Genomic DNA, 17,140 nt, shown 5'->3' on the forward strand with positions numbered 1-17,140 from the left:
CGAGGAAGACCTGGCGCCTGCCCAGCAGATCGGCCGCCCGGCCACCGAGGAGCAGCAGGCCGCCGTAGCCGAGGATGTAGCCGCTGACGATCCACTGGAGGGTCGAAGTTGGCCGCCGCGCCGGGCGGGTTCTCGGCCGCCGCTACGCCCCGGTCGCCGGCGTCCTCGGCGGTCCGGACCAGTTGACCGCGGAATTCTCGCGCCAGATCAGTGCGGGCTCCGGGTCGCCCGTCACGGTGACCGCGGAGAGCGGCAGCCGGTTCCAGAGCGTCAGGTAGAGCTCCTCGGCCGAAGCAGTCAACTCGCAGTCCACGAGCCCTTCTTCGGGTCCCTCCTCGGGGGCTCCGTCCGTTCGTACGGCCCGTGGCGGCTCCTGAGAGGGGCGTACGGTCCAGCAGGCGTCGGTGTCCGTGGCGCGCATCCGTAGGGTGCGCGGCGCCGAGGTGCGGACCAGGCTCTTCGGGCGGGCGTGGAACCCGAGCAGCAACTCGTCGATCCCGTCCGCCGCGAGAGCGGCCGGGACCGGCGACGGCCGCCCGCAAAGGGCCGACTCCGCGTCCACCCGGTGGATCGTGGTCTCGTGCGCCTGGCGCCGGGCCCAGAAGGCCAGGGGCGACGGCGCGGGCAGGAAGCTCCAGCACTCCAGCCCGGCCGGCGCGGTGCACAGGGCGTCCACCAGGAGGCCGTGGCCCTCGCGGAACCAGTCGATCAGTTCGGGCCCGTCCAGATCGGGTTCCCCACCGTCGGGGTGGTACGAGGTGTGACCCTCGGCGACGAACGCGGTCGCCCAGCGGTGCACCATCCCGGTGTGCCGCAGCAGATTGTGCACCCGCCACTGAGGACAGGTCGGCACCGGAGCGCCGGTCCCCGCCTCCTGCGCGGCGGTCGCCAGCAACTGTCCTGCGACGGCCAGGGACTTGATGTGGTCCGCGATCTCCATGGCCCCGCTTGTGCCAGCGGTCCGGGCTCCTGTCCCCGCCGGATCAGTCCGCCGGCGCATGGGTCGCGTTGCGTGCCCCGTACGCCAGCGCCGCGGCCGCGGTGGCCAGCAGCGCCACCGTGGTGAGGGCCACCGGGAGCGAGGACCAGTCGGTCAGGAAGCCGATCGCCGGCGGCCCGAGCAGCATCCCGCCGTAGCCGAGCGTCGACGCGGCGGCCACCCCGCCGGCCCCGGCCAGCTCACCGGCCCGGCCGACCGCGACCGGGAAGATGTTGGCCAGACCGAGCCCGGTGACAGCGAAGCCCAGAAGGGCCGCCCACACGCTGGGGGCGAGCGAACCGAGCAGCATCCCGACGGCGGCCGTCGCACCGCCCAGGACGAGGGTGCGGGTCTGGCCGAGCCGTTCGAGCAGGGCCGTGCCGCTGAGCCGGCCCGCCGTCATGGCCAGCGCGAACAAGGAGTAGCCGGCGGCAGCGACGCCGGGGTGGGCGTGCAGGTCCTGCTCCAGATGGAGTGCGCCCCAGTCGGCCAGGGCGCCTTCGCCGTAGGCGGTGCAGAGCGCGATCAGGCCGAACAGGAGCACCAGTCGGCGTGCCCGCCCGCTCAGCCGCCGGGGCGCTTCGGCGCCCGGTGCCGGGACCGCGGGCCGGGGCGCCGGGTGTCGCAGCAGCACCGGCCCGGCCACCGCGGTGACCAGGAGCCCGGCCCCGGTGAGGGCGAGGAGATGGATGGCCGGGGAGAGGCCGCCCGCGACCAGCCCGCCGAGCCCGGCGCCGACCATTCCGCCGAGGCTGAAGGCGGCATGGAAGCCGGGCATCACGGGGCGCCTCAGAGCGGCGACCAGATCGACCGCGGCGCTGTTCATCGCCACGTTCATCCCGCCGTACGCGGCACCGAAGACCAGCAGGACCATGCCGAGCGCCGGGGCCGAACGTGTCTGCGCGGGAAGGGCGATGGCGAGGGAGAGCAGGACGCCGCAGGCCACGGTCACCGGATGGCTGCCGAAGCGCCGGCACAGCCGGCCGGTGAACACCATGGTCACCACGGCCCCGGCGGAGACCCCGAGCAGCGCGAGGCCCAGGGTGGCGGCGGAGGCACCGGTCTGGTGCTTGATGGCCGGGATACGGACCACCCAGCCGGCGAAGAGGAAGCCGTCGAGGGCGAAGAACACGGTCAGGGCGGTACGGAGGCGGGCCGACGGGGGTGCGGCGGTGTCTCCGCCCGGTCCCCCCGGTAGGGCCGTCCGCAGTTTGTTTAGTTGCGGCACAAACTAAGCATAGAGGCGCCGCGACAATGGACGCAAGACGGTCGGCAGGAGCGCAGCCGGGCCACCGGGGCGTCGGCCGTACCCCAGGACCGTGGGAGACTCGCCCCCATGAACGGCAAGGTGTCCACCACCCGGACAAAGTTGGAGAGGGGCCGCAGCGCGCTCGGACCCGCGCTGGAACTGGTCCACACCGGACGTGCGCCCACCCGCTCCGTCCTCACCTCCGAGCTCGGGGTCACCCGGGCGACAGCCGGTGCGGTCGCCGCGGAACTGGAGGCGCTCGGCCTGATCCGGGTCGACTCCCGGCCCGGCTCCGCCGCCGGATCGCAGGGCCGCCCCTCGCACCGGCTGTCCGTACGGGAGTCCGGCCCCGTCGCCATCGCCGCCCAGGTGCACGCCGACGGATTCCGCGCCGCGCTCGTCGGCCTCGGCGGGCGGCTGGTGGCCACCGCTCCCGGCCGTGTCACCGTCACCGCGGACCCGGCCCAGGTCATCGGCGAAGTGGTCGACGACTGTGCCCGGTTGCTGCGGGACAGCGGACTGCGCTGCGTCGGTGCGGGGCTCGCGGTGCCGTCGGCGGTCGCCGAACCGGAGGGCACCGCGCTCAACCCGCTGCACATCGCCTGGCAGGCCGGCGCCCCGGTGAGCGAGATCTTCGCCGCATGCGTACGCGAAGCGGGCATCCCCGGACCGGCGTTCACCGGGAACGACGTCAACCTCGCCGCGCTCGCCGAACACCGGCACGGCGCCGGCCGCGGCGCCCAGCACCTGCTCTGCGTGGCCACCGGCCACCGGGGAGTGGGCGGCGCGCTCGTCCTCGACGGCCGCCTGCACACCGGGAGTTCGGGACTCGCGCTGGAGGTGGGCCATCTCACGGTCAACCCCGAGGGGCGCCCCTGCCACTGCGGCGGGCGCGGCTGCCTGGATGTCGAGACCGACCCCCTGGCCTTCCTCGTCGCCGCCCGCCGCGAACCCGGCCCGGAGGAGTCGCTGCTCAAGCAGGCCGACGACCTGCTGCGCACGGAGTACGAGGACGCCGCGGTACGGGGCGCGGCCGAGGAGCTGATCGACCGGCTCGGCCTCGGGCTGGCCGGCCTGGTCAACATTCTCAATCCGGACCGCATCATCCTCGGCGGACTCCACCGCGCGCTGCTCGACGCGGACCCGGAGCGGCTGCGTGCGGTGGTCGCCGACCGCAGCCTGTGGGGACGCAGCGGCAGCGTCCCCATCCTGCCGTGCACGCTCAACCACAACAGCCTGGTGGGCGCGGCCGAACTGGCCTGGCAGCCGGTGCTGGACGACCCGCTGGCCGCGCTGGCCTGACGGGGCCGGGCGGGTACGGGGCTCGGCCGCCGGCCGCGTCCGCGGGCGCCCGCCAGGCGAGCAACCGCGCCGGGCCGGCCGCCGTGATCGCGTCCAACGCCCTCTCCTGAGGCCCAGCTCCTTTCCTGGAAGCGGTGGGCCGCGCGGGATGAGCCGGCCGGGTGTGTCGCGGGTGCCCGGTTCGGCGGCCGGCACGTCGCCCGGGGCCGCGCGCACGGTGCCTGCCACCGCAGCCGGAGGACCGTCTCGTCGAGTGGTGCGCACAACTCGTCCAGCGGTCCCGGTCACCGTCGGGAGCAGCCGTGGCGGCGCCACGTACTCCCGAGGGGGTACGCGCACGGCCGCTGGCCGTACGACGACTCGGACGCCTCTTCCGGCGAGGCTCGGAAGCGTCAGGAAAACCTGACCACGAACCCCTGAACCGAGGGAGCCGACCGAGATGAACACCCTGGCGTACAGCGGTGGACCCGGGCCCTGGATCCTCCTCTTCCCGCTCTTCTGGGCGGCCGTCGTCATCGGCGGCTTCACCCTGCTGCGCCGTACCGCATGGCGCGACCGACGAGGACCCTGGCAGGCCCGTACCACCCGGGAAGCCCCCGCCGAACCGTCGCCGATCACCCTGCTCGGCACGCGTTTCGCGGCCGGCGAGATCGACGAGGACGAGTACTGGCGCCGGCTCTCCGTCCTGGACGAACAGTTCGGCCGCGGCAGCAGGGGAGGCGTGGCATGACCACCACCGTCCCCACCTCCGAACCCACCCCCAGCCCCGCCTCCGCGCCCGCTCCCGCCGCCCGGGTCGTCGACGCGGTGAAGCTCTACGGCGCGGGCGACACCCGGGTCAGGGCACTGGACGGGGTGAGCGTCGACTTCCCGGCCGGGCGCTTCACAGCGATCATGGGGCCCTCCGGATCCGGCAAATCCACCCTGATGCACTGCGCCGCCGGGCTCGACACGCTCACTTCGGGCTCCGCCTTCATCGGGGACACCGACATCAGCACGCTCGACGACCGCAGGCTGACCCTGCTCCGCCGGAGCCGGATCGGCTTCGTCTTCCAGTCCTTCAACCTGCTGCCGACGCTCACCGTCGCCGAGAACATCACGCTCCCCCCGGACCTCGCGGGGGAGCGGCCCGACCCCGAGTGGCTCGACACCCTCATCGACACCGTCGGGCTCCGGGACCGGCTGCACCACCGGCCCGGCGAGCTGTCCGGCGGACAGCAGCAGCGGGTGGCGGTGGCGCGGGCCTTCGCGGGCAGCCCGGACGTCGTCTTCGCCGACGAACCGACCGGCAACCTCGACTCCCGGTCCGGTCAGGAAGTGCTCCGGCTGCTCGGCAGCACCGTCCGGCAGACCGCCCGTACGGTCGTGATGGTCACCCACGACCCGGTCGCCGCCGCCCACGCCGACGAAGTCGTCTTCCTCGCCGACGGCCGACTCGTCGACCGGATGCCCGACCCCACGGCGGAGCGCGTGCTCGACCGCTTCAAGTCCTTCGCCCCCCACCCCTCACGCAGGCGGTGACGGCATGAACAGTACCCGGGCCTCGGTACGCCTGAGCATCTCCTCGCTCCGCGCCCACAAGCGCCGTTTCGCCGGTACGTTCGTCGCCGTCCTGCTCGGCGTCGCGTTCCTCACCGGGACGCTCGTCATGGGCGACACGCTGCGCGCCAACTTCGACACCATGTTCGCCGACGCCAACGCCGGCACCGACGCCGTCGTGCGCGGCGCCGACGTGGTCACCGTCGCCGGTGAGGGCCGGGGCACACGGCAGCCGGTGAGCACCGCACTGGTGAAGCGGATCGAACGGGCTCCCGGCGTCGTCGCGGCCGCCCCCGACATCCAGGGCGCCGGCCAGCTCGTCGGCGCCGACGGCAAGCCGATCGGCGGCCAGGGCCCGCCCACCCTCGCGGGCAACTGGATCGACGACCCGGAACTCAACCCGTACCGGCTCGCCGCCGGACGCGCCCCCGCCGCCCCCGGCGAGGTCGTCGTCAACCGCGGCACCGCCGACCGGGGAGGGCTCAGGATCGGCGACACGACCGTGCTGCGCACCCCCGACCCCGTACACGTGAGGATCGTCGGACTGGCCACCTTCGGCGGCCAGGACGGCATGGGGCAGGTCACCTACACGGCCATGACCCGGGCGGATGCCGAGAAGTACCTGACGCCGAAGCCCGGCGAGGCATCGGCGATCCTGGTCCGCGCCGGACCCGGAACCAGCCAGCAGGAACTGGTCGACGCACTGCGGCCCGTGCTGCCAGGCAGCGTCGAGGCCGTCACCGGACAGGCAGCGGCGGCCGAGAACCGGGACGTGATCTCCGGTGCCTTCCTCGGCCTGTTCACCACGCTGCTCCTGGTGTTCTCCGGGATCGTGCTGCTCGTCGCCACCTTCTCCATCCACAACACCTTCGCCATCGTCGTCGCCCAGCGGACCCGGGAGAACGCGCTGCTGCGCGCGCTCGGCGCGGCACGCCGCCAGGTCGTCACCGCGACCCTCGTCGAGGCGACCGCGGTCGCCGTGACCGCCTCCGCCACGGGCCTGGCCGGTGGCATCGGCATCGCCGCCGGACTGCGGGCCCTCTTCCCCGCCGTCGGCTTCCCGTTTCCCGACGGCGCGCTGGTGATCGGCGCCGTCTCCCTGCTGCTGCCGCTCGCCGTGGGCATCCTGGTCTGCGTCGGCTCGGCCCTGCTGCCCGCCGTCCGGGCCGGCCGCACCGCGCCCCTCGCCGCCCTGCGGGAGAGCGCCGTCGACGACTCCGGGGCGTCCCGGACCAGGGCCCTGACCGGACTCGTGCTGCTGGTGGCCGCCGTCGGCGCCATCCTGACCGGCACCCTGGCCACCTCGTCGGTCCAGCTGTCGGCGGCCGGTGCGGTGGCGGCGCTCGCCGCGTTCGTGGTCCTCGGCCCGGTCGCCGCCACGTACGCGGTACGGGTCCTGGGCGTCCCGCTCGGCCGACTGCGCGGCGTCACCGGCGGACTCGCCCGGCGCAACGCCCTGCGCAGCCCCGGGCGGACCGCCTCCACCGCGACCGCGCTGATGATCGGCGTCGCCGTGGTCTCCCTCTTCACCGTCTTCGGCGCATCGCTGAAGGCGACGATGAACCGGACCGTCGACCGCTCCTTCGCGGGAGATGTAGCCATCAGCGCGCCCGCCTTCGGCGCGGGCGGCAGCGGCCTCAGCCCCGGGCTCGCCCCGGCCGTCGACCGGCTGCCGCAGGTCGCGACCGCCGTCGGCCTCGGCAAGGGGGTCGCGGAGGTCGACGGCGCGGGACGCGCCCTGACCGTCACCGACCCGGCCGCCCTCGGCAGGGTCTTCGACCTCGGCCGGATCGACGGCTCGCTCACGGGGCTGGGCACGGACGGGATCGCCGTCTCCGGCACCGAGGCCGCGAAACGCGACCTCCGCGCCGGATCCTCGGTCCGGCTCGGCTTCACCGACGGCACACGGCACGACTTCACCGTCCGCGCCGTCTACGACCACTCGGAACTGGCGGGCGACTACGTCATCACCCGCCAGGCCTGGGCCCCGCACCGCGCACAGGACTCCGACTCGCTGATCGCCGTCTCCTTCGCACCCGGCGTGTCCACCGCCGACGGCAAGGCGGCGGTCGCGAAGACCGCGGCGGCGTACGGCAACCCGGAGGTACAGACCCGCGACGAGTACGCGCGGTCCTCGGCCGGCGCCATCGACATGATGCTCACCCTGGTCTACGCCCTGCTGGCACTCGCCGTACTGATAGCCCTGCTGGGCATCGCCAACACGCTCACCCTGGCCCTGCACGAACGCACCAGGGAGCTGGGCCTGTTGCGAGCCGTGGGCCAGACCCGGAACCAGCTGCGCTCGATGGTCCGCTGGGAGTCCGTACTGGTGGCCGCGTTCGGCACGGCGGGCGGACTGCTGCTCGGCGGCTTCCTCGGCTGGGTGCTGGTCGAGGCGTCGGCGGGCGACACCGCCGTCGCGTTCGACCTGCCGCCGCTGCGGCTCCTGGTGGTCGCCCTCGTGGGGGTCGCCGCCGGAGCGCTGGCGGGCCTGCGCCCGGCCCACCGGGCCGCACGGCTGAACGTGCTCCGAGCGATCGCCGCCCAGTAGCGCGCAGCGAGGAGGGGCGAGGCGCGGTCCGGCGCCTCGCCCCTCCTCGTCACGTCACGGTCTTCCCCGCCCGGACCCGGCACGTCACCCGAACACCGACGACCGTGCGACGGAAGGCGTGCCGCTCTCCAGGTATATGACGGAGTCCAGCTCGAACGGCCCGTCGGTGGTGGCCCCGTACACCGAATGCGGGGCGAGCACGGCGCTCCGGGGAGGCGCCGGAAGAGTGAACCAGACGACCTTTCCGGCCCCGCCCCTCGGACGGACCCCCCAGCTCTCGCTGACCGCGGCGATCAGTGCGAGCCCGCGCCCCGAGGTACTGGACGCGCTGGGCTCACGCACGGTCGGCAGCCGTGGGTCGTGGTCGTGGACGGACACCGTCAGCCGTTCGAGCAGCAACTCGACTTCGACGGTGCACGATTTGTCCGGCTGGGCATGCCGGTGGACATTGGTCAGCAGTTCGGTGACGCAGAGCGCGGCCTGGTCGATCAGAGGATCGAGATGCCAGTAGCGCAACTGCGCCGAGATGATTCTGCGGACCTGACCGATCCGCGACGGCAGGGCCTGGAGCTCCACCGTGCAGTGCCTGCTTGGCTCGCTGATCACGGCTGCGACTCCCCGAAATAGGTCCGGAAGAAGACGGAGGAACGGATCCCGCGACCGGCCGGCCGCTGATCCGGGCCCGGCGGTGCGGATCACGGTGTCACCGCCGGTGAACCATGAGTGACGTGTCCAATGTCACCCAGGGGTCACGGCTCCGCAACTCGCGATGTCCCGGCGCGGCCACCGGTATCAGGTCATCCGTCCGCCCGCGCTGCGCAGCGTTTCGAGGAACCGGTGGGCCGGCCCGCCCCGGTCCGGACCGCGGTTGCGCTGCCCCATCGTCAGCCGGTACCGCGTCCCGTTGAGCCGGGCCACGGCCGCACCGGCTCCGGCGAACCATGGCCTGCCCGCGCTCACCGTCACCACCGGGGCGCTGTCGATCTCCCGTCCGTTGCTGGTGAGCAGGGCCAGTCTGCCGTCCTTGACGATCACCTGCCCGGCCCTCGTGAGCGAGCGGGCCCACCGCTCGATCCGTACCCCCGTCGCACTGAACTCCGTTTCCGGCATGACTGCTTCGCCCCCTTCGTGACACTTCTGATGGGAAGTCTGCACAAACCTGGACCGGCACGCCAGGCCGCGTGCCGGTCCGGTGCCGAGGCTTCGGGCCGCTCGACGCCAAGGCAGGGCTATGGGCCATCAAAGTGAACGTTTGTGCAGGTAGGGGGAATACGGTTGTCGGTGGAGTGATGGTGACACGAGGAGGAACGCGATGATGGGCACCGAGAAGCACGGCGGCGAGGGCCGGGCCGCTGCGACGATCGACACCGACCGCTCCGACCCCGGGTACCGCGCCTGGCTGAAGGATGCGGTGCGCAAGGTCCAGGCCGACGCCAACCGCTCCGCCGACACCCATCTGCTGCTCTTCCCGCTGCCCGAGGCGTGGGGCATCGACCTCTACCTCAAGGACGAGTCGACGCATCCCACCGGCAGCCTCAAGCACCGGCTGGCCCGCTCGCTCTTCCTCTACGGGCTCTGCAACGGCTGGATCCGGCCGGGCAAGCCGGTGATCGAGGCGTCCAGCGGTTCGACGGCCGTCTCGGAGGCGTACTTCGCCAAGCTGATCGGTGTGCCGTTCATCGCCGTGATGCCCCGCACCACCAGCCCCGAGAAGTGCCGGCTGATCGAATTCCACGGCGGCCGATGTCATTTCGTCGACGACTCACGGAAGATGTACGAGGAGTCCGCCAGGCTTGCCGAGGAGACCGGTGGCCACTACATGGACCAGTTCACCTACGCCGAGCGGGCCACGGACTGGCGCGGCAACAACAACATCGCCGAGTCGATCTACCAGCAGCTGAGGCTGGAGCGCTATCCGGAGCCGACGTGGATCGTCGCCACGGCGGGCACCGGCGGCACCTCGGCGACCATCGCCCGCTATGTGCACTACATGCAGTTCGACACCCGGATCTGTGTGCCCGACCCGGAGAACTCCTGCTTCTTCGACGGCTGGACCCGGCACGATCCCCTGGCCACCAGCGACTGCGGCTCCCGGATCGAGGGCATCGGCAGGCCCCGGATGGAGCCGAGCTTCGTGCCCGGGGCGATCGACCGGATGATGAAGGTGCCGGACGCGGCCAGTGTCGCGGCGGTGCGCGCCCTGGAGCAGGCCATCGGCCGCAAGGCCGGCGGCTCCACCGGCACCGGGCTGTGGAGCGCGTTCAAACTGGTCGCCGAAATGGTCGAGCAGGGCAGCACGGGCAGCATCGTCACCCTGATCTGCGACCCGGGCGACCGCTATCTCGACAAGTACTACTCCGACAGCTGGCTCGCCGCGCAGGGCTTGGACATCGCCCCGTACACGGCGACCATCGACTCCTTCCTGGCCGACGGCAACTGGCCCTGACCCCGGGCCCCGACCACCGGCGCGGCACAGGGCGCGGGCGCGCTGCGCGGGGTCTCAGGCCGCGGATCCGGTCAGCCGCCGGTCCAGCTCGCGGACCGCGTCCCGGAAGGAGCGGCCCACCCCCGACCGGGCCAGCCGCAGGGTGAACCGGAACGGTGCGGAACCGTCGGCGGCGAACGTCCATTGCACCAGCGTCCCGGTCCCGGCCGGGGTGAGCCGCCACTCCTCCAGCAGGGCCCGCATGCCGGGGGCGTTGGTCCGGTCGGCCCGGTAGGCGTACCGCTTGCCGGGCTCCGCCGCCATGATCGTCTCCTGGATCACGAAGCCGCCCTTGAGCCGGACCTCACGGCCCGCGCCGTCCTCGGTGGGCCGGGCGGACGTCACCGCCGTGAACCAGCCCGGCCAGCCCGGCACATCGTCGGCCAGCGCCCGGTAGACCCCCTCGGGGGCCGCGGACACCTCGGCGGCGAAGACCAGCCGCAGTGGAGCGGATTCGACGAACTCGAGCTCCACGGATCGGAGTCGGCGTGGCATGGAACGCACCTCCCGTGCGGTCGGCGGCGGACGGGGCCGCGCCACACCATAGCTGACACTACGTCAGATGTCGCGGTCGGTGCGGCCGCCGTACCCCGGCGCGTCCGGGGCCGGCCCCGGACGCACGCTACGGACGGTGCCGCTACGGACGGTCGAGCATGCTGTCGAGCACCCGGCCGAAGACCCGGCGGCCCGCCCCGGCGATCAGCGGATCGCACCACCGCGGCAGCAGCCGCACGCCCAGCTCCTCCACCCACACCACATGCGAACCGGAATCCGTCGGATACACATCGATCGACGCCCTGCCCCGCACCAGCGAACCGCGCTTCTCCAGCCGGCACAGCCCCGCGCGCCCGGCTGCCGGCGGTGTCCACCGCACCACTTCCATCGGGTCGTCGAACCCCAGCGGCCCCACGCCTGTACGCGCCACGAACACGGTTCCGACACCGGTCGGCAGCCCCATGGGGACGGTGATCGTGGTCAGCGGTACGTGCGCGGCGTGCCGTTCCCAGTCCGTCACCCGGCGCCAGGACTCGGCGGCGGGCAAGGAGGTGAAGCGCTCGATCCGGAAGACGGCCACAGCACGATCCTAAGGGCCCGGACACCGCCCGGCGCGAGCCGAGCGGAATCCGCGCGGAGCCCGACAGCAGCTCAGGAGCCGCCCTCCGCGACCGGGCCGGTCACCACCAGCCCCGGCAGATGCTCCTCGATCTCCGCACGAGCGGCGGCCGACAGCCCCGCGTCCGTCACGAAGGTGTCCACCTGGTCCAGCGAAGCGAACGAACTCAGGCCGACCGTGCCCCACTTGGTGTGGTCGGCGACCACCACCACCCGTCGCGCCGACTGGACGAAACGGCGATTGGTCTCGGCCTCCGCCAGATTCGGCGTCGAGAGACCGGCCTCCACCGAGATCCCGTGCACGCCGAGGAACAGCACATCGAAGTGGAGGGAGGCGATCGCCTGATCGGCGACCGGACCGACCAGCGAGTCCGAGGGGGTCCGCACCCCGCCGGTCAGCACCACCGTGGCGGCCCCGGGCCGGGCCCCCGCCGCGCCCCCCGACCGCTGCGCGGTGTGGAAGACATCGGCGACCCGCACCGAGTTGGTCACCACCGTCAGATCCGGTACGTCCAGCAGCTGCTGGGCGAGCGCGTAGGTCGTCGTGCCGCCGGAGAGCGCGATCGCGCTGCCGGGCACCGCCATGGCCGCCGCCGCCCGCGCGATGTCCTCCTTGGCGGTCAGCTCCAGCGCCGACTTGGCCTCGAAACCGGGCTCGTGCGTACTGGCCTCGACCACCGGCACGGCCCCGCCGTGCACCTTCTCGATGACCCCCTGGCGGGCCAACGCGTCCAGGTCCCGGCGCACCGTCATGTCGGAGACATTCAGCTTGCGGGTCAGCTCATTGACCCGGACCCCGCCGCGCCTGCGCACCTCGTCGAGGATCAGGGCACGCCGCTGCTCCGCGAGCAGGTTCTGATTGTCGCTCAACGCAGGGTCCGGTCCTTCCCGATGGCCGTGCAGCAGTCTCTTCGAACGGGGTCATCCTGCCACGCGGTGTCGTCGGCCGCCGCACTGGGGAGATTCGGTGAGAGCGGTGCGGCCACCGGCCCCTTTCCGCGATTCTGGTGACCGCGCACCGACCCCCCCACGACCGAGAGAGCGAGTTACTCCCGTGCCACCTGCCACCCAGGCCCCGCAGAGCCCCGGGCCCGCGCTGGAACTGCTGGTCCACGGCGTGGGCGGCGCCACCCCCCAGGAGATGCTCGACGATCCGCGTACCGTCCGGATCACCGGCGACGCGACGGCCGCCATCTACCGCCGGGCCGAGGACACGGACGCCGAACAGCATCCGGAGCGGTACCGCGACCGCCCCATCCCCGAGGCCTACTGCTGGTCCAACCTGACCTCCGGCAATGGCTCCCGCGCCCTGTGGCTGCTGCTGCTCCCGTTCGTGGTCGTCAACCTCGCCCACTGGATGCGCCCCACCGCCCGCTCCCGTACCCGCACGGTGCGCCTGTACGGCGTCCTCGTCCGGCTCGTCGCGCTCAGCCTCACGGTGCTGCTGACCGCGGCGGCCTGCGAGGTCGCGCTCGACCTCGCGGCCTGGCAGTGCGCGGGCGTGCCGGACTGCTCGAACCAGCGGTCCTGGCTCGGCTTCCTGTCGACGGCACAGGGCGGCTGGTGGTCCCAGCCGGGCCGCAGGCTCGCCCTGGCCGCCCTGGTGCCCACCGCCCTGGTGGCGCTGCTCTGGTTCCTGTCCAACCGGACCTGGAGCGCGTACGAATCACAGCGCCCGCTCACCGGAACCGAACCGGACGACCTCGACCCCACGCCCGCCCCGGCCACCACCGGCACCGGGCCCGTCGTCCGTCCCGCCCTCGGCCGGCCCGGATTCTGGTACGGCCGCCGGCTGGTCGCCCGGCTGCGCGCCGCCCATACCGCCGCCGGATTCCTGACCGTCGCCGCCTCGGTCGCGGGCGCCGCGGCCCGCCACGACCGGGCCGCAACCGGACCCGTACCCGGCATCATCGGCCGGCTGTTCGAGGCGGCACTGGTCCTGGGCGGACTCGTCGTGCTCTGGGTGGTCTGCCGCCGCGGCCGCAGCGAACGGCGCCTGGACAACCGGCTCGACCGCGCCCTCATCACCTACCTGCCCGGCGCGGCCCTGACCCTGCTGGTCCTCGCCGCGGCGTACGCCGCCTGGTCCCGCCCCGACTGGACCTCGGCCGGCGCCCTGCCCGGCGATCTCGCCTTCAGCGTCATCACCCTCGCCCAGGGGACACTCGTCGTCGTACTCGCCGTGGTGTCACTGAGCCTGTACCGCCGGACCCCAGAACCCCGCACCGTCATGTACGGACTCGGCGGGCCCGTGGTCGCGATGCTCGCCTGCGCCCTCGGCGGCGTCATGAGCGGCGGGGTCTCCCAGCGCGTCGCCGACTGGCTCGACGGCCCCGGCACCCCCGGCATGGGCCGGAGCTCCGTCATCAAGGGCCCGCCGGTACTGCTCAGCTGGCAGGCATCGGTCATTCCCGTGCTCCTGGTACTGCTGGCGGTCCCCGCCCTGGTGCTGCTCGTACGGACCTGGCTCGCCGCCCGCGCCCTGGAGCCGGAGATCGACCGGGCGTACGAGGACGAACGGCCGGACCCGGCCCGTACCCGGCAGATCGCCCGCATGCAGGCCACGGCCGCCCTCACCGACTCCGCGCCCTGGATCCTGGGCCCGGTCTGCGCCGCCACCCTGCTGCTCGGCGCGGCGGCGGTCTTCGGGGCCTGGGTGAGCGGCCAGGTGCCAGGACTCGCGATGACGGGCAGCGGCCCGTTCGTCGAGTCCGTGGCCCAGGCCGCACAGTCCACCGGCTCCTGGATGGTCGGACTCGGCTTCATCCTCTTCGTCACCTGGGGGCGGCGCGCCTACCGCGACGCCTCGGCCCGGCGCACCATCGGCATCCTCTGGGACGTCGGTACGTTCTGGCCGCGCGCCGCCCACCCCTTCGCGCCGCCCTGCTACGCCGAGCGGGCCGTCCCCGACCTGGCGTCACGGATGTCCGCCTGGACCGCGCTAACCCGGGGCAGGCTCGTCATCTCCGGGCACTCCCAGGGCAGCGTCCTCGCCGCGTCCGCGGTCTGGCAGCTGCCCGCCGAGACCCGCAGCCGGGTCGCCCTGCTCACCTACGGCTCGCCGATCGAGCGACTGTACGCGCGCTGGTTCCCGGCCTACTTCGGCCCCGGGCCGCTGCACGCCCTGCACCGCTCCGTGCACTGCTGGCGCAACCTGTGGCGGGCCACCGACCCGATCGGCGGCCGGGTCCGGCTCGACGAGGGCCCCGGGCCCGAGGTCGACCGAGGGCCACTGAAGGACCCCCTGGTCTACGGGCGCACCCGCGAACATCCGCTGCCCGAAGCCGTACTGGGGCACTCGGACTACCAGGCCGACCCGGTCTTCGCCCAGGAGCGGGCCGCGCTCCTGGAACGGCTGGACCCGGTCCTGCCCCGCCAGTCCGACGGGGAGGACACCACCAAGGCCGCGCGGAATCAGGGAAGTTCGGGCAGGTCTTCCGGGTAGAGCAGGGTCAGGTCGTCCGTGCTCGGCTCGGCAAGCTGGGCGACCCGGCCCGCATGCCGCTCCACCATCGACTCGAAGGTCTGGCGCGCGGTACGGCCGTTGCCGAACGCCGGCCCCTTCGGCAGCTCGGCGAAGTACTTCAGCAGTGCCTCCCCGGTCCCGGAGTCCAGGCTGTACTCGTGCTCGTCGGCCTGCTGCTCCACGATGCGCAGCAGCTCGGCGGACTCGTAGTCGCTGAAGGTGATGGTACGTGAGAAACGGGACGCCACTCCGGGGTTGACGGTGAGGAACCGCTCCATCTCGTGGGTGTAGCCGGCGACGATGACGACCACCGCGTCCCGGTGGTCCTCCATCAGCTTCACCAGCGTGTCGATCGCTTCCCGGCCGAAGTCCCGGCCGGAGTCCTCGGGCGACAGGGCGTACGCCTCGTCGACGAACAGCACCCCGCCGCGCGCCCGGTCGAAGGCCTCCTGGGTCCGGATGGCGGTCGAACCGATGTGCTCACCGACCAGATCGACACGGGACACCTCGACCAGATGGCCCCGCTCCAGCACCCCGAGCGAGGCGAGGATCTCGCCGTACAGCCGGGCCACGGTGGTCTTCCCGGTGCCGGGGGAGCCGGTGAAGACGAGATGGCGGCGGACGGACGCCGCCTTGAGCCCGGCCTCCTGGCGCCGCCGGCCCACCTCGATCATGTCGGTGAGGGCGCGCACCTCCCGCTTGACGCTGTCCAGGCCCACCAGCGCGTCCAGTTCCCCGAGCACCGCGTCGGACCCGCGCGCCGGCGCGGTGGCGGGCACCTCGGCCGGGACGGGCTCGACGGCGCGCTGTCCGGGAACGCCGCCGAGCAGTCCTGGGGCCGACTGTGTCGCCGTCAGCACGGTGGTCAGTGGGGGAGCGGGGGAGCGCAGCGCGCTCTCGTCGCTCGTGCAGTCCTCCACCACGGGGCCGGTTCCCTGGCCGTCGCCGTGCGCGACGGCGGGCTCGGCGAACTCGTAGCCCCCGCGGGCGCACCGCTCGGTCCGGCAACGGGTCAGCGTCGTACGGCAGCCGTCCATCACATGGAAGCCGTAGCCGTCGCTGCCGGTGACCCGGCAGCTGTTGAACGTGCCGCGGCCCTCGGCGGAGACGTAGAAACCGGCCTCGGCGGGCGAGGTGACCGTGCAGCGCTCGATCGTCGGGTCGGCGCCCTTGGTGACGATCACTCCGGTCTGCGCCGTGTCGATGGTGCAGTTGTTCAGCGTGCCCCCGCTGCCGTGGTCGCGGAACCAGGCGCCGGTGGACGCCTCACGGATGCGGCAGTCGTCCAGCTGCGCGGTCGCCCCGTCGCTCACCGACACCGCGGTGTTGCGGACCTGGGACAGATCGCTGTCGACGACGTCGGCGCGCGAACCCCGGTCGAGCACGAAGATGGCGTCCGGCACGTCATGGACCCGGCAGGAGTCCAGTATCACCGTCGCCCCGTCGCTCACCCAGACCGCCGGGTAGTCGCCCGTACTGTCGTGGATCTCGCACTGGTTGGCGTCGACCCGGGTGCCGGGATCCCAGACCGAGAGGCCGTTGCGGCCGAAGCGGCGCACCGTGGAGCGGGTCAGGGTGAGGACCGAACGGGAACGCAGGTCCACCGCGTTCTCCGGGATGTCGTGGATGTCGCAGTCGGCGAGCGTCAGTACCGCGTCGGTGTCGAGCGTGACACCGTCCGCCGAAGTGCGGTGCACCGTGCAGTCGGTGAGATGGGCGGCCGCACGCGCGGTCACCTGTATCCCGCTGCCCTTGATCTCGTACACCTCGCAGCCGACACCCTCCAGGGCGCTCCCCTCGCCGGTGACGCTGAGGCCCGCGCCGGACGCGTGGTGGACCCGGCAGCGCTCCAGCCGCGGATGCGCGCCGTCGCGGACCGAGACCCCGGACTGCCCGGCGGAGACGACCTCGCACTCCTCGAACACCCCGCCCGCGCCGTCGAGTACGGCGACGCCGACCCCGGCGGGGTTGTCGACCGTGCAGCGGCGCACGGTCGGCCGGGCCGCACCGCGCACCTCGATCCCGGCGGCGGAACGGGTGACGATCCTCAGGTCCGCGATGTCCGGCGCGCCGTCCTCGACGAGCAGTGCGGGGGCAGTCGAGTCCTGGCCCTCCACATGCAGGTCCGTGACGACGGCGGAAGCGCGGATGGTCAGCGGGACCCCGTCGGGCGGGGCGATCCGGACGGAGCCGACGGGACCCTCGGGTCCGCGCAGGGTCACCGCGCGGTGCAGGACCAGATTCTCCCGGTAGGTGCCTGGTGCGATGGTGAGGACATCACCGTCGGCCGCGGCCTCCAGGGCTGCGGTGAGGGAGGCGTATTCGCCTGTGCGGCGCCGCCACCGCGATGTGCCGGTGTGCGTCACCTGGACCGTGCCCTGTGCCATGGCGCTGTTGTGCCCCCACCTCGTGCGTGCGTGATGCCCGTGTCACCGGCCTTACGGCAGCGGCGAATC

Annotated in this window: 14 protein-coding genes; 6 read left to right on the forward strand and 8 right to left on the reverse strand. The window is 73.1% G+C overall.

Annotation, left to right across the window (positions count from 1 at the left end; translation table 11 throughout):
- Window positions 1–142: 142 nt before the first annotated feature.
- Together ACIRJP_RS00995 and ACIRJP_RS01000 are read right to left on the reverse strand one after the other, a co-directional pair.
- Window positions 143–940, reverse strand: a complete 798-nt coding sequence (locus ACIRJP_RS00995; protein WP_404166837.1) for a maleylpyruvate isomerase family mycothiol-dependent enzyme — start codon at window positions 938–940, stop codon at window positions 143–145.
- Between the two features lie 43 nt (window positions 941–983).
- The gene (locus tag ACIRJP_RS01000) at window positions 984–2,207 is read right to left on the reverse strand and encodes an MFS transporter (RefSeq protein WP_404166839.1); all 1,224 of its coding nucleotides are present in this window, start codon (window positions 2,205–2,207) and stop codon (window positions 984–986) included.
- 108 nt (window positions 2,208–2,315) lie between these two features.
- On the opposite strand from ACIRJP_RS01000, the gene ACIRJP_RS01005 reads away from it, so the two are divergent.
- The 4 genes from ACIRJP_RS01005 (at window position 2,316) to ACIRJP_RS01020 (ending at window position 7,620) form a co-directional block, all read left to right on the forward strand.
- Window positions 2,316–3,530, forward strand: coding sequence for an ROK family protein (locus tag ACIRJP_RS01005; protein ID WP_404166841.1), 1,215 nt, complete (start codon window positions 2,316–2,318; stop codon window positions 3,528–3,530).
- A gap of 439 nt (window positions 3,531–3,969) precedes the next feature.
- Window positions 3,970–4,260 (forward strand): SHOCT domain-containing protein, encoded by a 291-nt coding sequence (locus ACIRJP_RS01010; protein ID WP_404166843.1) that lies wholly within the window; start codon window positions 3,970–3,972, stop codon window positions 4,258–4,260.
- Window positions 4,257–5,051: an ABC transporter ATP-binding protein gene (locus tag ACIRJP_RS01015; protein WP_404166845.1), complete on the forward strand. Its 795-nt coding sequence runs from the start codon at window positions 4,257–4,259 to the stop codon at window positions 5,049–5,051. The genes ACIRJP_RS01010 and ACIRJP_RS01015 overlap by 4 nt, the downstream gene beginning before the upstream one ends.
- A gap of 4 nt (window positions 5,052–5,055) precedes the next feature.
- Window positions 5,056–7,620 carry an FtsX-like permease family protein gene (locus tag ACIRJP_RS01020; protein ID WP_404166847.1) on the forward strand — a complete coding sequence of 855 codons (2,565 nt, stop codon included), beginning with the start codon at window positions 5,056–5,058 and terminating at the stop codon, window positions 7,618–7,620.
- 84 nt (window positions 7,621–7,704) lie between these two features.
- Here the strand turns inward: ACIRJP_RS01020 and ACIRJP_RS01025 are convergent, their stop codons facing one another.
- Both ACIRJP_RS01025 and ACIRJP_RS01030 read right to left on the reverse strand, forming a co-directional pair.
- Complete coding sequence (locus ACIRJP_RS01025) at window positions 7,705–8,226, reverse strand: ATP-binding protein (protein ID WP_404166849.1); 522 nt, start codon at window positions 8,224–8,226, stop codon at window positions 7,705–7,707.
- Window positions 8,227–8,412: 186 nt separating this feature from the next.
- The gene (locus ACIRJP_RS01030; protein ID WP_358946496.1) at window positions 8,413–8,730 is read right to left on the reverse strand and encodes a hypothetical protein; all 318 of its coding nucleotides are present in this window, start codon (window positions 8,728–8,730) and stop codon (window positions 8,413–8,415) included.
- Between the two features lie 205 nt (window positions 8,731–8,935).
- Between ACIRJP_RS01030 and ACIRJP_RS01035 the strand changes: the two genes are divergently transcribed.
- The gene (locus ACIRJP_RS01035) at window positions 8,936–10,066 is read left to right on the forward strand and encodes a PLP-dependent cysteine synthase family protein (RefSeq protein ID WP_404167617.1); all 1,131 of its coding nucleotides are present in this window, start codon (window positions 8,936–8,938) and stop codon (window positions 10,064–10,066) included.
- A 54-nt stretch (window positions 10,067–10,120) separates the two neighbouring features.
- On the opposite strand, the gene ACIRJP_RS01040 is transcribed toward ACIRJP_RS01035, so the two are convergent.
- The 3 genes from ACIRJP_RS01040 to ACIRJP_RS01050 form a co-directional block, all read right to left on the reverse strand.
- Entirely contained in the window at window positions 10,121–10,600 is a 480-nt protein-coding gene (locus ACIRJP_RS01040; protein WP_404166851.1) for an SRPBCC family protein, read from the reverse strand.
- Window positions 10,601–10,742: 142 nt separating this feature from the next.
- Window positions 10,743–11,180 carry an SRPBCC family protein gene (locus ACIRJP_RS01045; RefSeq protein ID WP_404166853.1) on the reverse strand — a complete coding sequence of 146 codons (438 nt, stop codon included), beginning with the start codon at window positions 11,178–11,180 and terminating at the stop codon, window positions 10,743–10,745.
- A 71-nt stretch (window positions 11,181–11,251) separates the two neighbouring features.
- Window positions 11,252–12,088: a DeoR/GlpR family DNA-binding transcription regulator gene (locus ACIRJP_RS01050; protein WP_358946489.1), complete on the reverse strand. Its 837-nt coding sequence runs from the start codon at window positions 12,086–12,088 to the stop codon at window positions 11,252–11,254.
- A 184-nt stretch (window positions 12,089–12,272) separates the two neighbouring features.
- On the opposite strand from ACIRJP_RS01050, the gene ACIRJP_RS01055 reads away from it, so the two are divergent.
- On the forward strand, window positions 12,273–14,663 hold the full coding sequence (locus ACIRJP_RS01055) for a hypothetical protein (protein ID WP_404166855.1): 2,391 nt from the start codon (window positions 12,273–12,275) through the stop codon (window positions 14,661–14,663).
- Here the strand turns inward: ACIRJP_RS01055 and ACIRJP_RS01060 are convergent.
- Window positions 14,633–17,071 (reverse strand): right-handed parallel beta-helix repeat-containing protein, encoded by a 2,439-nt coding sequence (locus ACIRJP_RS01060; protein ID WP_404166857.1) that lies wholly within the window; start codon window positions 17,069–17,071, stop codon window positions 14,633–14,635. The genes ACIRJP_RS01055 and ACIRJP_RS01060 overlap by 31 nt on opposite strands.
- Window positions 17,072–17,140 lie beyond the last annotated feature (69 nt).

Origin of the sequence: Streptomyces sp. NPDC102437, assembly GCF_044765565.1 — a bacterium.
Taxonomy (GTDB): Bacteria; Actinomycetota; Actinomycetes; order Streptomycetales; family Streptomycetaceae; genus Streptomyces.